Origin of the sequence: Duganella sp. 1224 (genome assembly GCF_013408245.1) — a bacterium.
Taxonomy (GTDB): domain Bacteria; phylum Pseudomonadota; class Gammaproteobacteria; order Burkholderiales; family Burkholderiaceae_D; genus Rugamonas.
In genome coordinates this window covers 2,120,826-2,139,937 of record NZ_JACBYS010000001.1, presented here as the reverse complement: position 1 = coordinate 2,139,937, position 19,112 = coordinate 2,120,826, and the positions used below count along the sequence as shown (strand labels likewise).

15 protein-coding genes are annotated in these 19,112 nt (G+C 70.2%); 8 read left to right on the top strand and 7 right to left on the bottom strand.

The genetic code is table 11. The features are described from left to right. Positions 1-12: 12 nt before the first annotated feature. Genes FHW58_RS09440 through FHW58_RS09430 form a run of 3 tightly spaced genes read right to left on the bottom strand, consistent with a single transcriptional unit; the run spans position 13 to position 5,925 of the window. Entirely contained in the window at positions 13-1,674 is a 1,662-nt protein-coding gene (locus tag FHW58_RS09440; RefSeq protein WP_229265104.1) for an efflux transporter outer membrane subunit, read from the bottom strand. Beyond that, positions 1,671-4,808, bottom strand: a complete 3,138-nt coding sequence (locus FHW58_RS09435; RefSeq protein WP_179672764.1) for an efflux RND transporter permease subunit — start codon at positions 4,806-4,808, stop codon at positions 1,671-1,673. The genes FHW58_RS09440 and FHW58_RS09435 overlap by 4 nt, the downstream gene beginning before the upstream one ends. Next, positions 4,801-5,925 (bottom strand): efflux RND transporter periplasmic adaptor subunit, encoded by a 1,125-nt coding sequence (locus FHW58_RS09430; protein WP_179672763.1) that lies wholly within the window; start codon positions 5,923-5,925, stop codon positions 4,801-4,803. The genes FHW58_RS09435 and FHW58_RS09430 overlap by 8 nt, the downstream gene beginning before the upstream one ends. Positions 5,926-6,177: 252 nt before the next feature. Here FHW58_RS09430 and FHW58_RS09425 point away from each other — a divergent pair, with 252 nt between their 5' ends. The 4 genes from FHW58_RS09425 (at position 6,178) to FHW58_RS09410 (ending at position 12,094) form a co-directional block, all read left to right on the top strand. After that, positions 6,178-6,861 carry a response regulator transcription factor gene (locus tag FHW58_RS09425; protein ID WP_179672762.1) on the top strand — a complete coding sequence of 228 codons (684 nt, stop codon included), beginning with the start codon at positions 6,178-6,180 and terminating at the stop codon, positions 6,859-6,861. After that, complete coding sequence (locus FHW58_RS09420) at positions 6,854-8,242, top strand: cell wall metabolism sensor histidine kinase WalK (RefSeq protein ID WP_179673354.1); 1,389 nt, start codon at positions 6,854-6,856, stop codon at positions 8,240-8,242. Before FHW58_RS09425 ends, FHW58_RS09420 begins: the two co-directional genes overlap by 8 nt. Before the next feature lie 73 nt (positions 8,243-8,315). Further along, positions 8,316-11,309: a sensor histidine kinase gene (locus tag FHW58_RS09415; protein ID WP_179672761.1), complete on the top strand. Its 2,994-nt coding sequence runs from the start codon at positions 8,316-8,318 to the stop codon at positions 11,307-11,309. Between the two features lie 197 nt (positions 11,310-11,506). Beyond that, positions 11,507-12,094 (top strand): hypothetical protein, encoded by a 588-nt coding sequence (locus FHW58_RS09410; RefSeq protein WP_179672760.1) that lies wholly within the window; start codon positions 11,507-11,509, stop codon positions 12,092-12,094. Between the two features lie 13 nt (positions 12,095-12,107). Here the strand turns inward: FHW58_RS09410 and FHW58_RS09405 are convergent, their stop codons facing one another. Beyond that, a complete protein-coding gene (locus FHW58_RS09405; RefSeq protein ID WP_179672759.1) occupies positions 12,108-13,412 on the bottom strand; it encodes a sugar MFS transporter in 1,305 nt (434 codons plus the stop codon). A gap of 105 nt (positions 13,413-13,517) precedes the next feature. Beyond that, positions 13,518-14,426: a LysR family transcriptional regulator gene (locus FHW58_RS09400; protein ID WP_179672758.1), complete on the bottom strand. Its 909-nt coding sequence runs from the start codon at positions 14,424-14,426 to the stop codon at positions 13,518-13,520. A gap of 112 nt (positions 14,427-14,538) precedes the next feature. Between FHW58_RS09400 and FHW58_RS09395 the strand changes: the two genes are divergently transcribed. The 4 genes from FHW58_RS09395 (at position 14,539) to FHW58_RS09380 (ending at position 17,382) form a co-directional block, all read left to right on the top strand. Continuing rightward, positions 14,539-15,273, top strand: a complete 735-nt coding sequence (locus FHW58_RS09395) for an SDR family NAD(P)-dependent oxidoreductase (protein WP_179672757.1) — start codon at positions 14,539-14,541, stop codon at positions 15,271-15,273. A gap of 16 nt (positions 15,274-15,289) precedes the next feature. Continuing rightward, positions 15,290-15,502 carry a 2-hydroxymuconate tautomerase family protein gene (locus FHW58_RS09390; protein ID WP_179672756.1) on the top strand — a complete coding sequence of 71 codons (213 nt, stop codon included), beginning with the start codon at positions 15,290-15,292 and terminating at the stop codon, positions 15,500-15,502. Further along, positions 15,499-16,119 (top strand): DsbA family protein, encoded by a 621-nt coding sequence (locus tag FHW58_RS09385; RefSeq protein ID WP_179672755.1) that lies wholly within the window; start codon positions 15,499-15,501, stop codon positions 16,117-16,119. The genes FHW58_RS09390 and FHW58_RS09385 overlap by 4 nt, the downstream gene beginning before the upstream one ends. Positions 16,120-16,248: 129 nt before the next feature. Continuing rightward, on the top strand, positions 16,249-17,382 hold the full coding sequence (locus tag FHW58_RS09380; RefSeq protein ID WP_179672754.1) for a sensor histidine kinase KdpD: 1,134 nt from the start codon (positions 16,249-16,251) through the stop codon (positions 17,380-17,382). Between the two features lie 67 nt (positions 17,383-17,449). Here the strand turns inward: FHW58_RS09380 and FHW58_RS09375 are convergent, their stop codons facing one another. Next, the gene (locus tag FHW58_RS09375; RefSeq protein ID WP_179672753.1) at positions 17,450-17,668 is read right to left on the bottom strand and encodes a 2-hydroxymuconate tautomerase family protein; all 219 of its coding nucleotides are present in this window, start codon (positions 17,666-17,668) and stop codon (positions 17,450-17,452) included. Next, positions 17,656-19,041 carry an MFS transporter gene (locus FHW58_RS09370; protein WP_179672752.1) on the bottom strand — a complete coding sequence of 462 codons (1,386 nt, stop codon included), beginning with the start codon at positions 19,039-19,041 and terminating at the stop codon, positions 17,656-17,658. Before FHW58_RS09370 ends, FHW58_RS09375 begins: the two co-directional genes overlap by 13 nt. Positions 19,042-19,112 lie beyond the last annotated feature (71 nt).

The window sequence follows — 19,112 nt, the reverse complement described above, 5'->3', positions numbered from 1 at the left end:
GCGCGGGTGCCGTCAGCGCCAGCCGCCGCCCAGCGCCTGGTACAGCGCGACCGTATCCGCATACCGGCTGGCCTGCGCCTGGATCAGCGCGATGCTGGCCTGCTGCAGCGCCTGTCCGGCCTGCAGCACCGGCGGATACCCGGTCTGGCCAAGCTGCCACTGGCGCCGGGCGATGGCCCAGCTCCGGCGCGCGGCCTGCTCGGCGGCGGCGGCCGCGCGCAGCGCCTCGGCGTCGGCGTCGATCGCGTGCAGCGTGTCGGCGACGTTCTGGAACGCGGTCAGCACCACGCCGCGGTATTGCGCGGCGGCCTGGTCGTAGCTGGCCTCGGCCGCGCGCTGCTGGTGCAGCAGCGTGCCGCCACGGAACAGCGGCTGCGCCAGGTCGGCGCCGATGCTCCAGAAGCCGGCGCCGGATTGGAACAGCGTGCCGGCCGTCAGCGCCGAGCTGCCCAGCGTGCCGGTCAGCGTGATGTTGGGCAGCCGCGCGGCGCTGGCGATGCCGACTTGCGCCGCGGCGGCGTGCAGCTGGGCTTCGGCGGCGAGGATGTCGGGCCGCTGTTCGACCAGTTGCGCGGGCAGGCTCAGTGGCAGCGCGGTGGCCAGCGTCAGTTGCTCGAAGCGGAAGCGCTGCGCCAGGCCTTCGCTCGGGTAGCGGCCGGCCAGCACGGCCAGCAGGTCGCGCTGCTGCGCCAGTTGCTTGCGCAGCGGCGGCAGGGCGGCGTCGGCCTGCGCCAGCGCGGCTTCCTGCGCGGCGACGTCGGCGGCGCCGAGCTGGCCGGCTTGCTGCTGCTTGCGGACGGCGTCCAGTTGCTGGCGCGCCAGCGCCGCCAGTTGCTCGGTGGCGTCCAGCTGGGCGCGCAGCGCCGCTTCGCCGATGGCGGCGTTGACCACGCTGGTGGTCAGCGTCAGGCGGGCGGCGGCGCGCTGGTAGCGGGCCAGGTCGGTCTGGGCGTCGGCCGCTTCCACCTGGCGCCGGGTGGCGCCGAAGAGGTCGGGCGCGTAGCCGATGCTCAGTTGCGCGGTGTGCAGCGTGTACAGGTTGGTGCCGCCGGCGGTGGGGCTGGACAGCGTGCCGGCCACCTGCTGGCGCGTCGGTTGCAGGTGCAGGTCGGCCGTCGGCCACCAGGCGCCGCGCTGGGCGGCGGCGGTTTCGCTGGCGGCGCGCAGGGCGGCGTCGGCGGCTTGCAGGTCGGGATTGGCTTGCAGGGCGGCGGCCACCAGCTGGTTCAGCGCCTCGGAGCCGAACACGGTCCACCATTGCGCCGACACCGCCTGGCCTTCGACGTAGTGCTGGGCCGCGCCGGCGGCGATCGGGGCGCTGGGGGCGATCGCGGCCGCGGTGTCGGCCGGTTGCGCCGGCTCGGTGTAGCTGGTGACGGGCGGCGCGGCCGGGCGCACGAAGTCCGGGCCGGCCGCGCAGCCGGTGACCAGCACGGCGATCAGCAGGCGCAGCGCCACCGCCAGCACGGGCGCGGCGGGCGCGTTGGCGAACGGCGCCGCCAGCGCCACCAGCCGGACGAGGAGATGGCCGCGCGCGACCACCGCGTGGACCGACCGCGCCGCCACAGCGCCACGCCGCGCGCGCTGCCGGACGGTGGCGGTCAGCGCGGTCAACGCGGCCAGCGTGGCACTGGCGAAGGTGGCGCTCAGTTGCATGCTCAGGCTTTTCATCATGGTTGCTCTCCTTCCGGCGCGGCGCGCGGGCCGGCGTCGACGGTGCTGGCATCGTCGGCTGCGGCGGGGCGGCGGGCGACGCGCGCTTCGATCAGGTAGTACAGCGCCGGCAGCAGCACCAGCGTCAGCACGGTGGCGGTGATCAGGCCGCCGACCACCACGGTGGCCAGCGGGCGTTGCACGTCCGAGCCGAGGCCGTGCGCCAGCGCCGCCGGCACCAGGCCCAGCGCGGCGACGGTGGCGGTGGTCAGCACCGGCCGCACGCGCTCGCGGGCGCCGTGGATGACGGCCGTGCGCAGGTCGTCCGGCAGCAGCGTGCGCCAGCGGTTCAGATTGGCCAGCATCACCACCGCGTTCAGCACCGACACGCCGAACAGCGCGATGAAGCCGACCGCCGACGACACGTTGAGCGTCATGCCGCGCAGCTGCAAGGCCACCAGGCCGCCCAGCAGCGACAGCGGCACCGCCAGCAAAATCAGCCCCGGCTGGCGCAGGTTGCCGAACTCCGCGAACAGCATCACCAGCATCAGCGCCAGCACCGCCGGCACGATCACCGCCAGCCGTGCCTGCGCGCGCTGCTGGTTCTCGAACTGGCCGCCCCAGGTGATCTGGTAGCGCGCGTGGTCGTACGGGATCTCCTGCTGGATGCGGCGCTGCGCCTCGGCCAGGAAGGACGACAAGTCGCGCCCGCGCAGGTTGGTGCGCACCGTCAGGTGGCGCCGGTTCATCTCGCGCGTGATGGTGGTTTCGCCCTCGGCCAGGCGGATGTGCGCCACCTGCGCCAGCGCCACGTGGGCGCCGTTGGCGGCGTTCAGCACCAGGTCGCCGATGGCCTGCGGGTCGTTGCGCGTCGGGCCGCTGAAGCGGGCGGCGACGTCGTAGCTGCGGTCGTCCACGTACACCTGCGTCACCGGGCTGCCGCCGATGCCGGTCTGGATCAGCGCCATGATGTCGGCCACGTTGATGCCGAGGCGGGCGGCGGCCGCGCGGTCGACGTCGATGCGCACCTGCGGCAGCGGCGGTTCCTGGTCGATGATGACGTCGGCCGCGCCGGGCACGCTGCGCAGCAGGTGTTCGACCGCGCTGGCCAGCTTGCGCGTGGCGTGGAAGTCGTCGCCGTAGACCTTGACCACCAGGTCGCTGTGGGCGCCGGCCAGCTTGTCCAGCACGCCGTCGATCATCGGCTGCGAGAAGCCGACGTCGGTGCGCGGCAGCTGCTTGTAGCGCGCCGCCAGCTTGTCGATCAGGTCTTGCTTGCGCATGCCGGACGGCCACTGGTCGTACGGCTGCAAGGTGACCGCGCATTCGATGTGCGACGGCGTGAACGGGTCGGTGCCCTCGTCGTTGCGGCCCAGTTGCGTGACCACGTGCGTCACCTGCGGCTCCTGCAGCGTGGCGGCGCGCAGCGCGTCGGCCATCTGCGTGGCCTTCGGCAGCGAGATCCCCGGCGGCAGCGTGACCTGCAGCCAGATCGAGCCTTCGTCCAGCGACGGCAGGAAGTCGCGGCCGATGCTGCCGCCCACCACGATCACTGCCGCCAGCGTGGCGCCGGCGATCGCCAGCACCAGCGTCGATTGGCCCACCAGCCGTTGCAGCAGCGCCTCGTAGCGCGGCATCAGCCAGCCCAGCACCGGGTTGTGGAAGATTTTGCGCGGCTGGCGGAACGCCCAGTAGGCCAGGCCGGGAATCAGCATGAGGGTCATCAGCAGGGCGCCCAGCAGCGCGAAGCCGACCGCGAAGGCCATCGGCGAGAACAGCTTGTATTCGATGCGCTGGAAGGCGAACAGCGGCAGGTAGGCGATCATGATGACCAGCATGCCAAAGCAGGTCGGCCGCATCACCTGCAGCGTGGCGCGCAGCGCGTCGGCGCCGGCCAGCGGGCCCGCGGGCTGCTCCTCGCGCCGGCGCAAAATCGCTTCCAGCACGAAGATGGCGCCGTCGACGATGATGCCGAAGTCGATCGCGCCCAGCGACAGCAGGTTGGCCGGGATTTTGAAGTGGTGCATCAGGATGAAGGCCGCCATCAGCGACACCGGGATCGCCGACGCCGCGATCAGCGCCGCGCGCGGGCTGCCGAGGAACAGCACCATCACCAGCGTCACCAGCACCACGCCTTCGATCAGCGTCTTGCCGACCGTGTGCACGGTGGCGTCGACCAGCGTGCTGCGGTCCATATAGGGCACGACCTTGACGTCTTTCGGCAGCAGGTGCTGGTTCAGCTCATCCACCGCCGCGTGGACGTTGGCGATCACGCGCGACGGGTTCTCGTTCTTCAGCAGCAGCACGATGCCGGACACGGTGTCGGAGAGGTGGTCCTTGCCCAGCACGCCGTGGCGTTCCTGGTGGCCGAGGGTGACGTTGCCGAGGTCCTTGACCAGCACCGGCACGCCGTCCTTCTGCGCCACCACCACGTTGCCGAGGTCGTCCAGGCTGTGGATCAGGCCGACGCCGCGCACCACCAGGCCCTGCTCGCCGCGCGTCAGCACGCTGCCGCCGGCGTTGGCGTTGTTGGCGGCGATGGCTTGCGTGATCTGCGCCAGCGACAGCTGGTACTTGGACAGCTTGGCCGGGTCGAACTCGAGCAGGAACTGCGTGGTCAGGCCGCCGAAGTTGCCGACATCGACCACGCCGGCCGCCTGCTTCAGGCGCGGGATCACCACCCAGCGCTGCAGCTCGGACAGCGCGCGCAGGTCGCGCGTCTTCGATTCCAGCGTGTAGCGGTAGATTTCGCCGATCGGCGAGGTCAGGGCGTCCAGCGATGGCTGCGCGCCGTACGGCAGCGCGACGCCGGCGATGCGTTCCTGCAGCCGCTGGCGCGACCAGTAATCTTCGGCGCCGTCCTCGAACACCACGGTGATCAGCGACAGGCCGAAGGTGGACTTGGAGCGCATCACGTGCATGCCGGGCGTGCCCATGATCTCGCGTTCGAGCGGGATGGTGATCTGCTGTTCGACTTCCTCGGCGGCCAGGCCGTTGACCTGGGTCACCACCTGCGAGGTGACGTCGGCGATGTCGGGGTAGGCTTCCAGCGGCAGCTGCGTCCAGCAGTAGCCGCCGTACAGCGCCACCAGCAGGAAGATCAGCGTGACGATGCCGCGCCGCTGGAAGCACAGGGTGACCAGGCGTTCAATCATTGAGCAGCACTCCATCCTTGGTGACGATGCGCTCGCCGGCCTTGAGGCCGGCCAGCACTTCGACCTGGGCGCCGATCTGGGCGCCGAGCTTGAGCTCGCGCGCCTCGAACTGCCATGGCTTGACCTCGACGAAGGCGCGGCTGGCGAAGCCGCTCTGGATCACCGCCGCCATCGGCACCAGCAGGCCGCTGTGCGGCCTGGCCAGCAGCGTGGCTTCGGCGAACATGCCGGGCTTGAGGCGGCCGTCGCGGTTGTCGAACGGCAGGCGGACCTTGATGGTGCGGGTGTCGGCGTCCAGCATCGCGCCGATGTAGCGCACCTGGCCGGTGAGCGGCTGCGGCCAGGCGTCCAGCTTGACGCTGGCCTGCTGGCCGACATAGAGCTGCGGCAGGTCTTTTTCCTGCGCGCTGGCGCTGACGTAGACTTGGGACAGGTCGGCCACCGTCATCAGCGGCGCGGTGGCGTCGTTCCAGTAGCCGCCGGCGGCCGCCGACAGCTCGACCACGCGGCCGGCGATCGGCGCGCGCACGACGATGCGGCCGCTCGCCGTATTGGCGCCGCGCGCGCCCAGTTGCGCCAGGCGGGCGGCGGCGCGGGTGGCTTCGGCGACGGCACTGTCGTAGTCGCCCTGCGCTTGTTCGACGTCGCGGCGGGCGGCGAGGTCGTCCTGCGCCAGTTCATGCTGGCGCCCCAGATTGCGCTGCGCCAGCGCCAGCGCCGCCTGCGCCTTGGCCTGGTCGGCGCCGGCCTGCGCCATGTCGGCGCTGTCGAGGGTGAACAGCACCTCGCCGGCCTGGACCGCGTCGCCCAGCTGCTTGTTGATGCTGACGATGCGCCCGGCCAGCGGCGGCGTCACCTTGACCAGCCGGCCCGGGTCGGCCTCCACCAGCGCCGGCAGCGTGAACGGCGCGGCGATGCTTTGTTCATCGATGGCGGCCACCGTCAGCGCGCGCCGCAGCGGCGACTGCGCGGGGATGGTCAGCAGCTCGCCCTCGTGCACCAGCGCCGGCACCTCGGCCGCCGCCGGCGCTTCGGCGGCGTGGCTGCCATACAGGCGCAGCGCGCCGGCCATCAGCAGGACGGACAGGGATAGGGTGAGCAGCGTGGTTTTTTTCATGGCGTTTCTCCGGGCAAGGCGCACCCCGCCCGTCGTTCCGGCGCAGGCCGGAACCCATGGAACATCGGCATGCTGTGTATGGATTCCGGCCTGCGCCGGAATGACGACGACTCGCGGCGGGCTGAGCGGCATCGGCTAATCTGAACAGTGCCGCCATGGTAAAGAAATATGCCGCGCCGCATCCTGAATTCTTCTTCAGGAAACCCGGCCCCGGCCGCTGCTATACTCTGGCCGTCGAGTCGGGGACATTCCATGCACATTTTGTTGGTAGAGGACGATCACAAGGCGGCGCGCCTGCTGGCCCGCGGGCTGGAGGAGGAGGGCTACGCGGTCAGCGTCGCCCATGCCGCGCACGAGGTCGCGGCCGAGGTGCTGGCGCGCGCCGACCTGGCCATCGTCGACTGGATGCTGCCGGGCCAGGACGGCATCGCGCTGTGCGGCGAGTGGCGCCGCCGCGGCCTGCCGCTGCCGGTGCTGATGCTGACCGCGCGCGACGCGCTGGCCGACCGCATCGCCGGCCTCAACACCGGCGCCGACGATTACCTGACCAAGCCGTTCGCGTTCGACGAGCTGCTGGCGCGCGTGCGCGCGCTGCTGCGGCGCGCGGTGCGCACGGCGCCGGCGCTGGTGCAGGTGGCCGACCTGAGCATCGATCCGCACACCCATGCGGTGGCGCGCGGCGGCGTCGGCCTGGACCTGACGCCGAAGGAATACGCGGTCCTGGAGTTGCTGGTGCGGCACGCCGGCCAGGTGGTCAGCCGCCTGCAACTGGCCGAGCAGGTGTGGCACGCCGACCTGATCGCCATCGACAACCTGATCGACGTGCACATGAAAAACCTGCGCCGCAAGGTCGACCCGGCCGGCCGCGCGCCGCTGATCGCCACCGTGCGCGGGCGCGGCTTCCGCCTGGCGGCGCCGGGGGATGCCGATGCTTAGCCTGCGCCGGCGGCTGGTGCTGATCCACCTGGCGGCCACCGTGGCCACGGTCGGCGTGACGGCGGCGGCCGGCTGGTGGCAGCTGTCGCGCTCGGTGCGCGGGCAGCTCGACGCGGCGCTGCTGGCGCTGGCTGACACCGAGGTCGGCATGCTGTCCGACGCCCACGGCACGGCGGTGCGCGTGCACGAGGCGCCGGCCGGCAGCGCGCCGCTGTCGCTGACGCGGCTGGACCGGCTGGTGCAGATCATCGACGGCGATGGCCGGGTGCTGGCGCGCAGCGCCAACCTGGGCGGCGACCGGCTGCCGGTGCCGCCGCTCCTGCTGGCGCGGCTGGCGGCCGGCGACACCAGCTTCGACACCTTGCCCGACACGCGCGAGGAGCCGCTGCGCATGGTGTCGGTGCCGGCCGTGGTCGATGGCCGCCGCTACGCGGTGCAGGTGGCCGGCTCGCTGGACGACGCTGACCACATCCTGCAATCGGCGGCGCTGCTGTTTGCCGCCATGGCGACCGCGCTGCTGGCGCTGGTCGGCTGGGCCGGCGCGCGGCTGTCGCGCCAGACCTTCGTGGCGATGGAAAACATCGTCGACCAGGCGCGCACGATCGGCGATTCCAGCCTCGACCAGCGCCTGCCGCACCCCGGCCACGACGACGAGATCGGCCACCTGGCCGACACGCTGAACGCCATGCTGGACCGCATCGAGCAGGCCTTCGAGGCGCAGCGCCGTTTCACCGCCGACGCCTCGCACGAGCTGCGCTCGCCGCTGTCGCGGCTGCGCGCCGAGATCGAAATCACGCTGCGCCGCCCGCGCACGGACGCGGAATACGTCACCACCTTGCGCTCCTGCCTGGCCGAGGTCGGCGGGCTGACGCTGCTGGTCGAAGAACTGCTGATGCTGGCGCGGCTGGACGCCGGCCAGCAACTGGCACAGGTCGAACTGGCGCCGCTGTCGGCGCTGGCGCAGGAAACCATCAGCCGCCTGCGCGCGCCAGCCGCCGAGCGCCGCATCGAGATCATCCTGCACGACGCGCTGGCCGATGCGGTGCAGGTCGACCGCGCGCCGGTTGGCCTGGTGCTGCGCAACCTGCTGGAAAACGCGCTGAAGTTCTCGCCGGCAGACGGCCACATCACCGTGCGCCTGCAACGTGGCGCGCACGGCGTGATGTTGTCGGTGGAGGATCAGGGCATGGGCATCGCCGAACAAGACCTGCCGTTCCTGTTCGAGCGTTTCTTCCGGGGCAGCAGCGCGCGCGCCGGCGAGGTCGACGGCGTCGGCCTCGGGCTGGCCCTGTCGCAAGCCATCATGCAGGCCTGCGGCGGCCGCATCGAGGCCGCCAATCTCCCCACCGGCGGCGCCCGCTTTACGCTGCATTTGCCGTAGGCGCAACACGGCCTCGCCGGCGGCGCGCGAAATCGGCATAATGCGAGGCAGCATACCCACTTTGACGATGCCGATGAAAACCATCCTGGCCCTGGCGCTGTCGGTCTGGCTGTCGTGCGCGCCGGCGGCCGCGCGCGCCGCGCCGGCGCCGATCGCCCTGCAGCATTCCACGTGGACGGCGCGCGACGGCGTGCCGCCCAACATCACCCACATCGAACAGACGGCCGATGGCTGGCTGTGGCTGGCCACCGACAATGGCTTGTACCGTTTCGACGGCGCCAGGTTCGAGCTGTACCAGCCGGCTGCCGGCCGCTTTCTGGTCGGCGGCGTGCTGCGCATGGGGCGGCTGGCGGACGGCCGGCTGTGGATCACGCCGCCGGGCGCGGGCGTGCAAGTCCTCGACCGCGACACGCTGCTCACGTATACCGAGGCCGACGGCCTGCCGCGTTCGGCGATCTACAAGCTGGTGGTGGACGCCGACGGACGCTGGTGGGCGGCGTCGTCGGTCGGTCTGCACGTGCTGGCGCCGGGCGCCCGCCGCTGGCAATTGGCCAATGCCGCACTGGGGCTGCCGCCGCGCCTGCTGGTGTTCGACCTGCTGCAGGACCGGCGCGGCACCTTCTGGCTGCTGAGCACCGCCGGCCTGTTTACGCGCCCGGCCGGCGCCGCCACCTTCCGCCAGCGGGCCGAGCGCCATGGCGCCGGCCAGTTGGCCGAGACCCCGGACGGCCGCGTCTGGGCGTCGGAGATGGACCGGCGCGGCCTGCAGTTGCTGTTCTCGCCGCCGGGGCTGACCGCGCCGGTGCCCGATCTGTCGGCCGCCAACAGCGGCACCTACCTGTTCGACCGCGACGGCAACCTGTGGTTGCCCGGGCCGGACGGCGTGCGCCAACTGGTGGTGGCGGGCGGCCGCACCGAGCTGCGCGAACTGACCTCGCAGCAGGGCATGACCGGCGCCTACGCGACCGCTTTCCACCAGGACCGCGAGGGCAACATCTGGGTCGCCAGCGAAAGTGGCCTCGACCAGTTCCGCCCGCGCCGCCTGCAGGCGGTGGCGCTGCCGCGCATCACGACCTTTGGCGCGCCGCTGCTGGCCGGGCCGGCCGGCGATGTGTGGATCGATCAGTTTTATTATCCGGCGTTGGGGGCGGCGCCGCTGCCGTACGGTCCCGGTTCCACCGATGCCACGCTGGTGTCGGTGCTGTACCGCGATCCGGCCGGCCAGCTGTGGAGCGGGGCGCGCGACGGCCTGTGGCAGGTCCACGGCCGGCAGCGCGTGCGCATCGCGCCGCCGCCGCCGTTGGCCGGCCACCGGCTGCTGGTGATCCTGGCGATGGTGATGGACCCGCAGGGCGGGCTGTGGGTGTCGTTCGCCGGCAACGGCGTGTTCCGCTGGCAGGACGGCGTCTGGACCCGGGCCGGCGGCATCGCCGCGCTGGACAAGGCGGTGGTGCTGACCATGGCGGCCGACGGCGCCGGCCGCTTGTGGTTCGGTACCCTCGACAACACCGTGTTCCGGCTGGAGCACGGCCAGGCGCTGGCGCTGGGCAGCCAGCAGGGACTGACGATCGGCGCGGTCGAGGCGCTGGCGCCGTACGCCGGCGGCCTGCTGGTCGGCGGGCAGCCCGGCCTGGCCTGGTTCGACGGCAAACGGTTCCACCCGCTCAGCGGCGCCGCCGACGTCCGCCTGTCCGGCATACGCGGGCTGCTGCTTGCGGCCGACGGCGCGCTGTGGATCAACTCGGCGCTGGGCTTGCAGGGCATCGACGCGGCCGCGCTGGTGCGGGCGACGCGGCAGCCGGGCCAGCCGCTGCAGGTGCGGCAGTTTAACTTCTATGACGGGCTGAGCGGCGTGGTCGCGCGCAACGCCTCGTCGCCGCGGCTGGCGCAACTGAGCACGGGCGAACTGCTGTTTTCCACTGCCACCGGCGTCTACCGGCTCGATCCGGCGCGCTATCGCACTAACCCGATGCCACCGCCGGTGTATATCACCGGCGTCTCGGCCGACAATGCGGCGCAGGCGGCGCGGGCGCAGGTGCGGCTGCCGGCCGCGCCGCGCAACCTGCGCATCGACTATACGGCGCTGAGCCTGACGTTGCCGCAGCGCGTGCAATTCCGCTACCTGCTGGACGGCGTCGACACCCAGTGGCAGGAGGCCGGCAACCGCCGCGCCGCGTACTACACCACGCTGGCGCCGGGCAGCTACCGCTTCCGCGTGATGGCCGCCAATGAGGACGGCGTGTGGAATACCGACGGCGCCAGCCTCACGCTGGTGGTGCCGCCGACGCTGCTGCAGACCGTGTGGTTCAAGCTGCTGTGCCTGGCGGCGCTGGCGCTGCTGGCCTGGGGCATCCACCGGCTGCGCTTGCGCCGGGCCTTGCGCCGCCTGCAGCGCAGCTTCGACGTGCGCGTGGCCGAGCGCGAGCGCATCGCCCGCGATCTGCACGACACCTTGCTGCAATCGGTGCAGGGCCTGATCCTGGTGTTTCGCGGCATCGCCGGGCGCATGCCGGCCGGCGAGCCGAACCGGCCGGTGATGGAGCGCGCCTTGTCGCTGGCGGAGGAGGTGATGGTGGAAGGGCGCGACAAGGTCGGCGACCTGCGCCAGGCCGGCGCCGGCCGCAACCTGGCGGAGGCGCTGGCGGTGCACGGCCGCCAGCGCGGCGAGCATGAAAGCGCCGGCTTTGCGCTGCAGGTACAGGGGCAAATGCGGCCGCTGCGGGAGGCGGTGCGGGAGGAGGCGTTTGCCATTGGCCGCGAGGCCATCAACAACGCCTTCCTGCACGCGCAAGCCAGCCGTATCGATGTCACGCTGACGTTTGGCGAACGCTATTTCGAGCTGATGGTGGGGGACGATGGGCGCGGCATGCAGGCCGATGGTCTGGCGCCGGAGGGCCACTGGGGCATCGCCGGCATGCGCGAGCGCGCGGCGCAGATGGGCGCCACGCTGGCGCTGGAGACGACCGGCGGCGGCGCCGCCTGGCGGCTGCGCGTGCCGCCGCAACTGGCTTACGACGCCGGCCCGGCGCCCGCGCCGCAGGACAAGCCGGACCAGGTATCGGCCTGAGGCCGCGCCCGTGGGCGCGCAGCCATGTTTCCTGCGCTATACATGGTATGCCTGCCCTGCGCGCTGCCGTGTGGCGTTTCGTCTCGTTTGACTGTCTCGTTTTGTCTCGTTTGTGCGCATTGAACCTCGTTTAGCGCCGCTGGTCTAACAGAGGCAGGACGCGCCAAAACGCGACAAAACGAGACAGGAGAACGAGCATGAATGCCACACGAGACGATTTTATACCTCCCCATACCCTGCAGCAGCTGCGCGATTTCCTATACCGCAGCGGCAGCACCTGGTCGCCGCAGGAAGCCATCGCCGGCGCGGTCACGGAATGGATCGCGCGCCAGCGCGCGGCCGGGGCCTCGATACGCGGCTACCAGTGGAAGCAGCTGTTCCTGCCGGAGGGCACCGACGTGCGCATGATTTGCGACGGCAAAACGCACTACGCCAAAGTCATCGGGGACAAGCTGATTTTCCGCCAGCGCCCCACGTCCCCGCGCGGCATGACGCTGGCCATCGCCGGCGACGGCCGCAACGCCTGGCGCGACCTGTGGCTATTGCTGCCGGACGAACGCTACTGGATCAACGCCGCGCGCCTGCGCGCGCAGCAGAATCAACAGCTCGACAAGCTCCCCGCCTCGCCGGCCGACGCGCTCACATCGGCCGCCAAAGCCATGAGCCAGGCGCTGCACGCCGCCGTGGTGTTAATCGATCACGTGGATCACCAGTCGACCACGGTGATGGAGCGGCGCCTGCCGAAGAACCGCCGCGAGTACGATCTGCTGGAAGACATCCATTAAAGGCGCACGGGCCTCAGGCCTTCTGCTGCGGGAAGGCGTTGGTGGCCTTAGAACCCCAGAGCGCGTAGAACAGCACGTACAGCTCGCACGCCGCGGTCAGCAGGAAGGACCGTTGCAGGCCGACGGTGTCGGCCAGCCAGCCTTGCACCACCACCAGCGCGCCGCCGGCGATGGCCATGATCAGCAGGCCGGCGCCTTCCTCGGTCAGCGGGCCCAGGCCCTTGATGCCCAGCGTGAAGATGGTCGGGAACATCACCGAGTGGAACAGGCCAACCGAGATCAGCGCCCACATGGCCACGCTGCCGGTGCCCAGCGCCGCCACCAGCATGACGATAAACGCCCCGATCGCGCAGCACGCCAGCACGCGCTCGGCGCTGGTCTTGTTCATCGCCCAGGCGCCGACGAAACGGCCGACCAGCATGCCGCCCCACAGCAGGAACAGATAGTGCGCGCCTTGCTCGTGCGACAGGCCGCCGATCTCCGGCTGGCCGGTGAAGTTGATGAACAGATTGGCCACGCCGATCTCGGCGATCAGGTAGATGAAGATGGCCGGAATGCCGAACACCAGGTTGCGGTGCTTCCACAGCGACATCTTCTCACGCTCGGCGTCCGACACGCGGCTGGTGGCGCCATGGTGCATGGTCGGCATCGGGAAACGGGCCATCACCAGCGCCAGCACCACCAGCACGCCGGCCACGATCAGGTAAGGCAGTTGCACGGCCTGGGCGTCGGCCAGCTTTTCCGCCTGCGTCAGCACATGGCCGGCCTCGGCCGTCCCGGAGGCAGAGCGGCCCAGGATCAGGTAGGCGCCGAACAGCGGCGCCAGCGTCGCGCCCAGCGAATTGAACGCCTGCACCAGGTTCAGCCGCGAAGACGCCGTCTCCGGCGAGCCCAGCACCGCCACGTAGGGATTGGCCGACACCTGCAGCAAGGTGATGCCGCAGGCGATGACGAACAGCGCGCACAGCGTCACGCCATACGACGGCAGGCGCGCGGCCGGGATCATCAGCAGCGCGCCGGCGGCCATCATGCCCAGCCCGATGACCATGGATGTCTGGTAGCCGACCCGCTCGATCAGCCGCGCCGACGGAATCGAGGCGAAGAAGTAGGCGATGAACCACACCGACTCGATCAGCGTCGTCTGCGTGTAATTCAGGTCGAACACGCTGCGCAGGTGCGGCAGCAGCGTGTTGTTGATGACGGTGATGAAGCCCCAGGTGAAAAACAGGCTGGTCAGCAGCGACAGCACGGCGCGCGGACTGGTGACGGCGGACTGCGGCGCGGCGGCGTGGGCGGCGGTGGCGAGGGGTGCGGGCATGGGGGACTGTCTCTGGTAGTTTTGTTAGCTTGTAATGCTAGCGCAGCGGCCGTATGATCTCCAATGCCAAAAAAATCATTAGCAATAACATTTGGATATACCGGCTCAGCTTAACTTGCTCACGAGAAAATCCACAAACGTCCTGACCCGCAGCGACAGGTGGCGCGCGTGCGGATACAGCAGGAAGAAGGGGCGGGCGGTGCCGCCATGCTGGGGCAGCAGCTCGACCAGCGCGCCGCTGGCCAGGTCCGGTTCGACAATAAACCGGTAAGTCTGCACCACGCCGGCGCCGCTGCGCGCCAGCGTCACGATGCCCAGCACATCCTCCGAGCAGCACAGGCCGCCCTCGGTGGCCAGCTCGACCACCGCGCCGTCTTGCAGGAACGGCCACGGAATGCGCTTGCCGGTGCTCGGCAGGTCGAACTGGATGCACTCGTGCCGCGCCAGGTCGGCCAGCGTGGCTGGCGTGCCGGCCCGGCGCAGATAGGACGGCGCCGCCACCAGCACCAGTTCCGCGTCCTCCAGCTTGCGGGCGATCAGGCTGGAGTCGGCCGGCGCGCGGCCGCGGATGGCCAGGTCATAGCCCTCGTCGGCAAAATCGATGTTGCGGTTGCTGACATGGACGTCGATGGTCACCGCGGGGTAGCTGCGGCGGAACGCGCCCAGCAGCGGCAACAGCCGGTGGTGCGCGTACGGCGTCGGTGCGCTGATGCGCAGCGGGCCGGACGGCTGCACCTGGGCGCCGCTGATCTGGCGCTCGGCCTCGCCCAGCTGCGCCAGCGCCTGCCGGCATTGCTCGAAATACACGCGGCCGCCGTCGGTCAGGCGGATCTGGCGCGTGGTGCGCACGAACAGGCGCGCGCCCAGCCGCTCCTCCAGCCGCGACACCGAGCGGCTGACGGCGGCCGGCGTGACCCCGGCGGCGGTGGCGGCGGCGGTAAAGCTGGACAGCTCGGCGGCCAGGCAGAACAGCTCGATGCTGCCCAGCAGCACATCGTCAAATTGGCGTTTCATCGCGGTCTATTGATTACATGATGTATCTATTGTCTTGTGTTTCCATGTCTTTATCAAGGGTTGGCGCAAAAGTATAGTGCATGCACACCCACCCTCACTGAAAGGACATCGTATGAACAAGACTGTTATTGTGACCGGCGCCTCGAGCGGTATCGGCTACGCGGTCGCCCAGGCCTACCTGCAACGCGGCTACAACGTCGTGGGCAACGCCCGCACCCTGGAGCGCCTGCAGGCCGCCGCCGACCAGCTGGGCAACCCGGCCAACTTCCTGCTGGTGCCGGGCGACATCGCCCAGCCGGCCACCGCCAAGGCGCTGTTCGAGCGCGCGGTGGCAGCGTTTGGCAAGGTCGACATCCTGGTCAACAACGCCGGCATCTTCATCGCCAAGCCGACCACCGACTACACCGAGCAAGAGCTGGACGAGCTGCTGAACACCAACCTGAAGGGCGTGTTCTTCCCGTCGCAGCAGGCCGCCGCGCACATGCGCGCCAACCAGTCCGGCCACATCGTCAACATCACCGCCAGCATCGCCCTGCAGCCGAACGTCAAAGTGCCGGCGCTGCTGCCGGTGCTGATCAAGGGCGGCCTGAACCAGGCTACCCGCGCGCTGGCGCTCGAGCTGGCGGCGTCCAACGTCAAGGTCAACGCGGTGGCGCCCGGCATCATCGCCACGCCGATGCACAGCCAGGACGACGCCACCCAGGCGTTCTACCGCACGCTGGCGCCGACCGGCGCCACCGGCGTGACCGACGACGTCGTCAACGCCGTGCTGTACCTGACCGAATCCAACTTCACCAGCGGCACCATCCTGCCGGTCGACGGCGGCGCCAGCGCCGGCACCTGGTAAGCCAAGGAGAACCACCATGCCCTACATAAATATCCGCGTCACCGATGAAGGCGTGACGGCCGCACAGAAACAGCAGCTGATCGCAGGCGCGACCGACCTGCTGCAGCGCGTGCTGCACAAGGACCCGGCCACCACCGTCGTCATCATCGACGAAGTGGCGACCGACAACTGGGGCGTCGACCGTGAGCAGATCACCGCGCGCCGCCAACGCGAGCAAGCCGCCAAATGAAGCTGCTGTATGTGGGCGATCCCATGTGCTCGTGGTGCTACGGCTTCGGCAAGGAAATGACCGCGCTGATGGCCATGCACCCCGGCCTGGCACTGGACATCATTGTCGGTGGCGTGCGCGCCGGCGCCACCGACGTGCTGGACCAGGCGGGCAAGGCATTCCGCCTGGGGCACTGGGACCGGGTCGCAGCGCAAAGCGGCCTGCCGTTCAACCGCGCCGCGCTGATGGCGCGCGAGCACTTCGTCTACGACACCGAGCCGGTCTGCCGCGCGGTGGTGGCGGCGCGCAAGCTGGCGGCGTCGGCCGATCTGCTGGCGGTCTTCCGCGCACTGCAGCACGCGTTCTACGTCGACGGCCGCGACACCACCGATGGCAAGAGACTGTCAGCGGTGGTCGCGCAACAGCTGCAACTGGACGTCGCCGTGGTCCTGCGCACGTGGCAGGATAGCGACACCATCGCCGCCACCCGCGCCGACTTCGCCCGCGCCCGTGCATTGGGTGTCCGCAGCTTCCCGGCCCTCCTGCTGGACAACGGGGTCGACCTCATCGAAGTCAGCGGCGGCTACGCCCCCGTGCAACAGCTAAGCCAGCGGCTGCACCAGGCCATCGCAGCCTGACCTTAGCCACGAAAGGGGTCTGTCCCGCGCGCGGGACAGACCCCAACCGCCTCGGGGGTTAAGTAAACCACCAACCCTGCCCGCGTTCTCTGCTACGCTGAGCAAAATCACCGATCGGCGGAGCGCGCAATGACCCTGGCCACAGAGCAAAATACGGAGGAGCGCAGCCTGTCCTCCACCTCCCAGGCCATGCTGGCCATGCGCAGCGAGGTGTTCGACGTGTGGGAAGCCAGCGTCCGCGCCAACATCGACGAAGCGGTCGGCGTCTCCGGCCCGTTGCTGACCAACACCCTGCCTGCCTTCTACGACAACATCGCCGAAGCGGTGACGCCATCCTACCCGCGCGCCGACGGCGCCAGCGGCAGCACCGCGATGTCGGCCCACGGCGGCGAGCGCGCCCGCGTGACGCCGTTCCGCGCCGACCAGGTGGTGCTGGAATACCAGCTGTTCCGCGACGCCATCGCCGACACCGCCCGCCGGCGCCAGCTGCGCTTGACCGCCGCCGAATGGCGCGTGATCGAACTGTCGGTGGACGTCGCGCTGCGCGACGCCATCCGCGAATTTTCGCTGATCCACGAGCGCATCCGCGAGCGGCTGGCGGCCACGCTGTCGCACGACATGCGCAACCCGCTGTCGCTGATCCTGGGCGGCAGCCAGCTGATCGGCGCCTGCCAGGAGCTGCGCACGGCGCACCGCGCGGCCGCCAAAATCGAAGCCGGCGCGCGCCGCCTGGACCAGATGGTGACGCAACTGGTGGACACGCTGACCTTCGAACGGGTCGACCAGCTGCCGCTGGTGCTGAGCGAGTTTGACATCCAGGCCCTGCTGCACACGGTGGCGCAGGATTTCCATCGCGACAGCCAGCCGGCGGTAGCCATCCAGGCGGCGCCGATCGTCGGCCACTGGTGCCGCAATTCGCTGCATCGCGCGGTGGAAAACCTGCTCACCAACGCCATCAAATACGGTGACGGCCAGCAGGTGCGGATCAAGGCCGACACCATCCGCGGCCGCCTGATGCTGAGCGTGCACAACGACGGCGCGCCGATCGCCGCCGACCAGCGCGAGCGGATTTTCGCCTACCTGCGGCGCGAAGGCGAAGGCAAGGCCGGCGCCGGCTGGGGCCTCGGCCTGCCGTTCGTGCGCAGCGTGGCGGAAGGGCACGGCGGCAGCGTGTCGGTGGACAGCGCGCCCGGCCGCGGCACCACCTTCATCCTCGACATCCCGCTCGACTGCCGGCCGCTGGTGCCGGCGCCGCAGTCCTGAGCGGCCGTCCATCGGCTGCAATGGCCGGCAGCGCCCCGCGCCACGCCGGGCGGCGGAAGGGGGGGGCTTACGACTGGGCCGCCTGCCTGGCGCGCTGGCGCAGCGTGGTGACGGCAGTGCCGCCGACACCCCAGTTATCGGTGGCCACCTCGTCGATGATGACAAAGGTGGTGGCCGGATTCTTGTTCAGCACCTTGTGCAGCAAGTCGGTCACGCCCTGAATCAGTTCCTGCTTCTGCTCGGCGGTGGCGCCTTCATTGGTGATGCGGATATTTACGAATGGCATAGCTTTTCTCCTTGGTTAACATGGACGGACCGCGCCAGCAGCGCACCGGCCAGCAGCAGCGCGGTCGAGACGCCGAGCGCGATCTCCATCCCCGACAGGATAGCAGCAGTGGCCGGGGCCGCCACCAGCGCGCCATACACCGCCACCCCCATCGCGCCGCCGACCTGGCGCGCGGTGTTCAGCACCGCCGACGCCGTGCCGGCCTGGCGCTTGTCCACCGCAGCGAGGATGGCGGTGGTCATGGCCGGCACCGCCAGCCCCATGCCGGCCGGAATCAGCGCCAGGCCCGGCAACATGGCCCAGAAACTGGCGCTGGTGGAAATGCCGAACACCGCCAGCAGCGCATAGCCGGCGGCGCCGATGACGCCGCCGATGATCATAGGCAGCCGCGCGCCCACGCGCGCCTGCGCCCAGCCGCTGGCGATGTTGGCGAACAAAAACGTGCCGGTCAGCGGCAGGAACACCAGGCCGGCATGCAGCACCGAAAAGCCGCGCACGGTTTGCAGATAAAAACTCAGCACAAAGATGATGCCGTAATAGGCAAAGTTGACGCACACGCCGAACAGCACGGCTGGCGTGAAGCCGCGCAGCGTGAACAAGCGCAGCGGCAGCATCGGCGCGGCGCTGCGCGCCTCCACCCGCAGGAACAGCGCGCCGGCCGCCAGCGCCACGGCCAACGCGCCCAGCACCGCCGCATGCGCCAGGCCCAGCGCATGCACCTCGATCACCGCGCCAATCAAGGCAGTCAGCGCGACCAGCGCCAGCACCTGGCCGGGCAGATCGAAGTGGCGCGCCGGACCGCTGTGACGGATGGCCGGCACCACGCGCAAGGTCAGCCAGAAGCCGACGAGGCAGACCGGAATATTCACCCAGAAAATACTGCGCCAGCCGAACGCCGCCATCAGCACGCCGCCCAGCACCGGCCCGGCCGCAATCGACACGCCGCCAGCCGCCGTCCACCAGGCGATGGCCTGGGCCAGCCGCGTGCGCTCATGCGCGTAGACGGCGTTGAGGATGGCCAGCGAACTCGGCACCAGCAGCGCGGCGCCGATGCCCTGCGCGGCGCGCGCAATATTCAGCGCCAGCGCACCGGGCGCCATGGCGCAGGCCAGCGAGGCGGCGGCAAACAGCGCGAAGCCGCCGAGGAACACGGTGCGCGAGCCGAAGCGGTCGCCCATGGCGCCGGCCGACAGCAGGAACACCGCAAAACCCAGCGTGTAGGCGTCCACCACCCACTGCAGCTGGCTGACGCCGGCATGCAGCTCGCGGCCGATGGCCGGCAGGGCGACGTTGACGATGGTCACGTCCAGCTGGACGATGATGAAGGCAAAGCTGCAGGCCAGCAGGATGGCCGGTGACGGAGAGGTGTTCATGACGCCACTATAATCCCGATTGCGCATCATTAAAAATGAATTATACTGAAGAGATAATTCTTTAAATGAGA

Bases quoted from the DNA above. Each gene is read 5' to 3' on its own strand.
- FHW58_RS09430 (WP_179672763.1), bottom strand. From the start codon at position 5,925: ATGAAAAAAACCACGCTGCTCACCCTATCCCTGTCCGTCCTGCTGATG.
- FHW58_RS09385 (WP_179672755.1), top strand. From the start codon at position 15,499: ATGAAGCTGCTGTATGTGGGCGATCCCATGTGCTCGTGGTGCTACGGC.
- FHW58_RS09425 (WP_179672762.1), top strand. From the start codon at position 6,178: ATGCACATTTTGTTGGTAGAGGACGATCACAAGGCGGCGCGCCTGCTG.
- FHW58_RS09435 (WP_179672764.1), bottom strand. From the start codon at position 4,808: ATGATTGAACGCCTGGTCACCCTGTGCTTCCAGCGGCGCGGCATCGTC.
- FHW58_RS09415 (WP_179672761.1), top strand. From the start codon at position 8,316: ATGAAAACCATCCTGGCCCTGGCGCTGTCGGTCTGGCTGTCGTGCGCG.
- FHW58_RS09375 (WP_179672753.1), bottom strand. From the start codon at position 17,668: ATGCCATTCGTAAATATCCGCATCACCAATGAAGGCGCCACCGCCGAG.
- FHW58_RS09410 (WP_179672760.1), top strand. From the start codon at position 11,507: ATGAATGCCACACGAGACGATTTTATACCTCCCCATACCCTGCAGCAG.
- FHW58_RS09395 (WP_179672757.1), top strand. From the start codon at position 14,539: ATGAACAAGACTGTTATTGTGACCGGCGCCTCGAGCGGTATCGGCTAC.
- FHW58_RS09380 (WP_179672754.1), top strand. From the start codon at position 16,249: ATGACCCTGGCCACAGAGCAAAATACGGAGGAGCGCAGCCTGTCCTCC.
- FHW58_RS09405 (WP_179672759.1), bottom strand. From the start codon at position 13,412: ATGCCCGCACCCCTCGCCACCGCCGCCCACGCCGCCGCGCCGCAGTCC.
- FHW58_RS09420 (WP_179673354.1), top strand. From the start codon at position 6,854: ATGCTTAGCCTGCGCCGGCGGCTGGTGCTGATCCACCTGGCGGCCACC.
- FHW58_RS09440 (WP_229265104.1), bottom strand. From the start codon at position 1,674: ATGATGAAAAGCCTGAGCATGCAACTGAGCGCCACCTTCGCCAGTGCC.
- FHW58_RS09390 (WP_179672756.1), top strand. From the start codon at position 15,290: ATGCCCTACATAAATATCCGCGTCACCGATGAAGGCGTGACGGCCGCA.
- FHW58_RS09400 (WP_179672758.1), bottom strand. From the start codon at position 14,426: ATGAAACGCCAATTTGACGATGTGCTGCTGGGCAGCATCGAGCTGTTC.
- FHW58_RS09370 (WP_179672752.1), bottom strand. From the start codon at position 19,041: ATGAACACCTCTCCGTCACCGGCCATCCTGCTGGCCTGCAGCTTTGCC.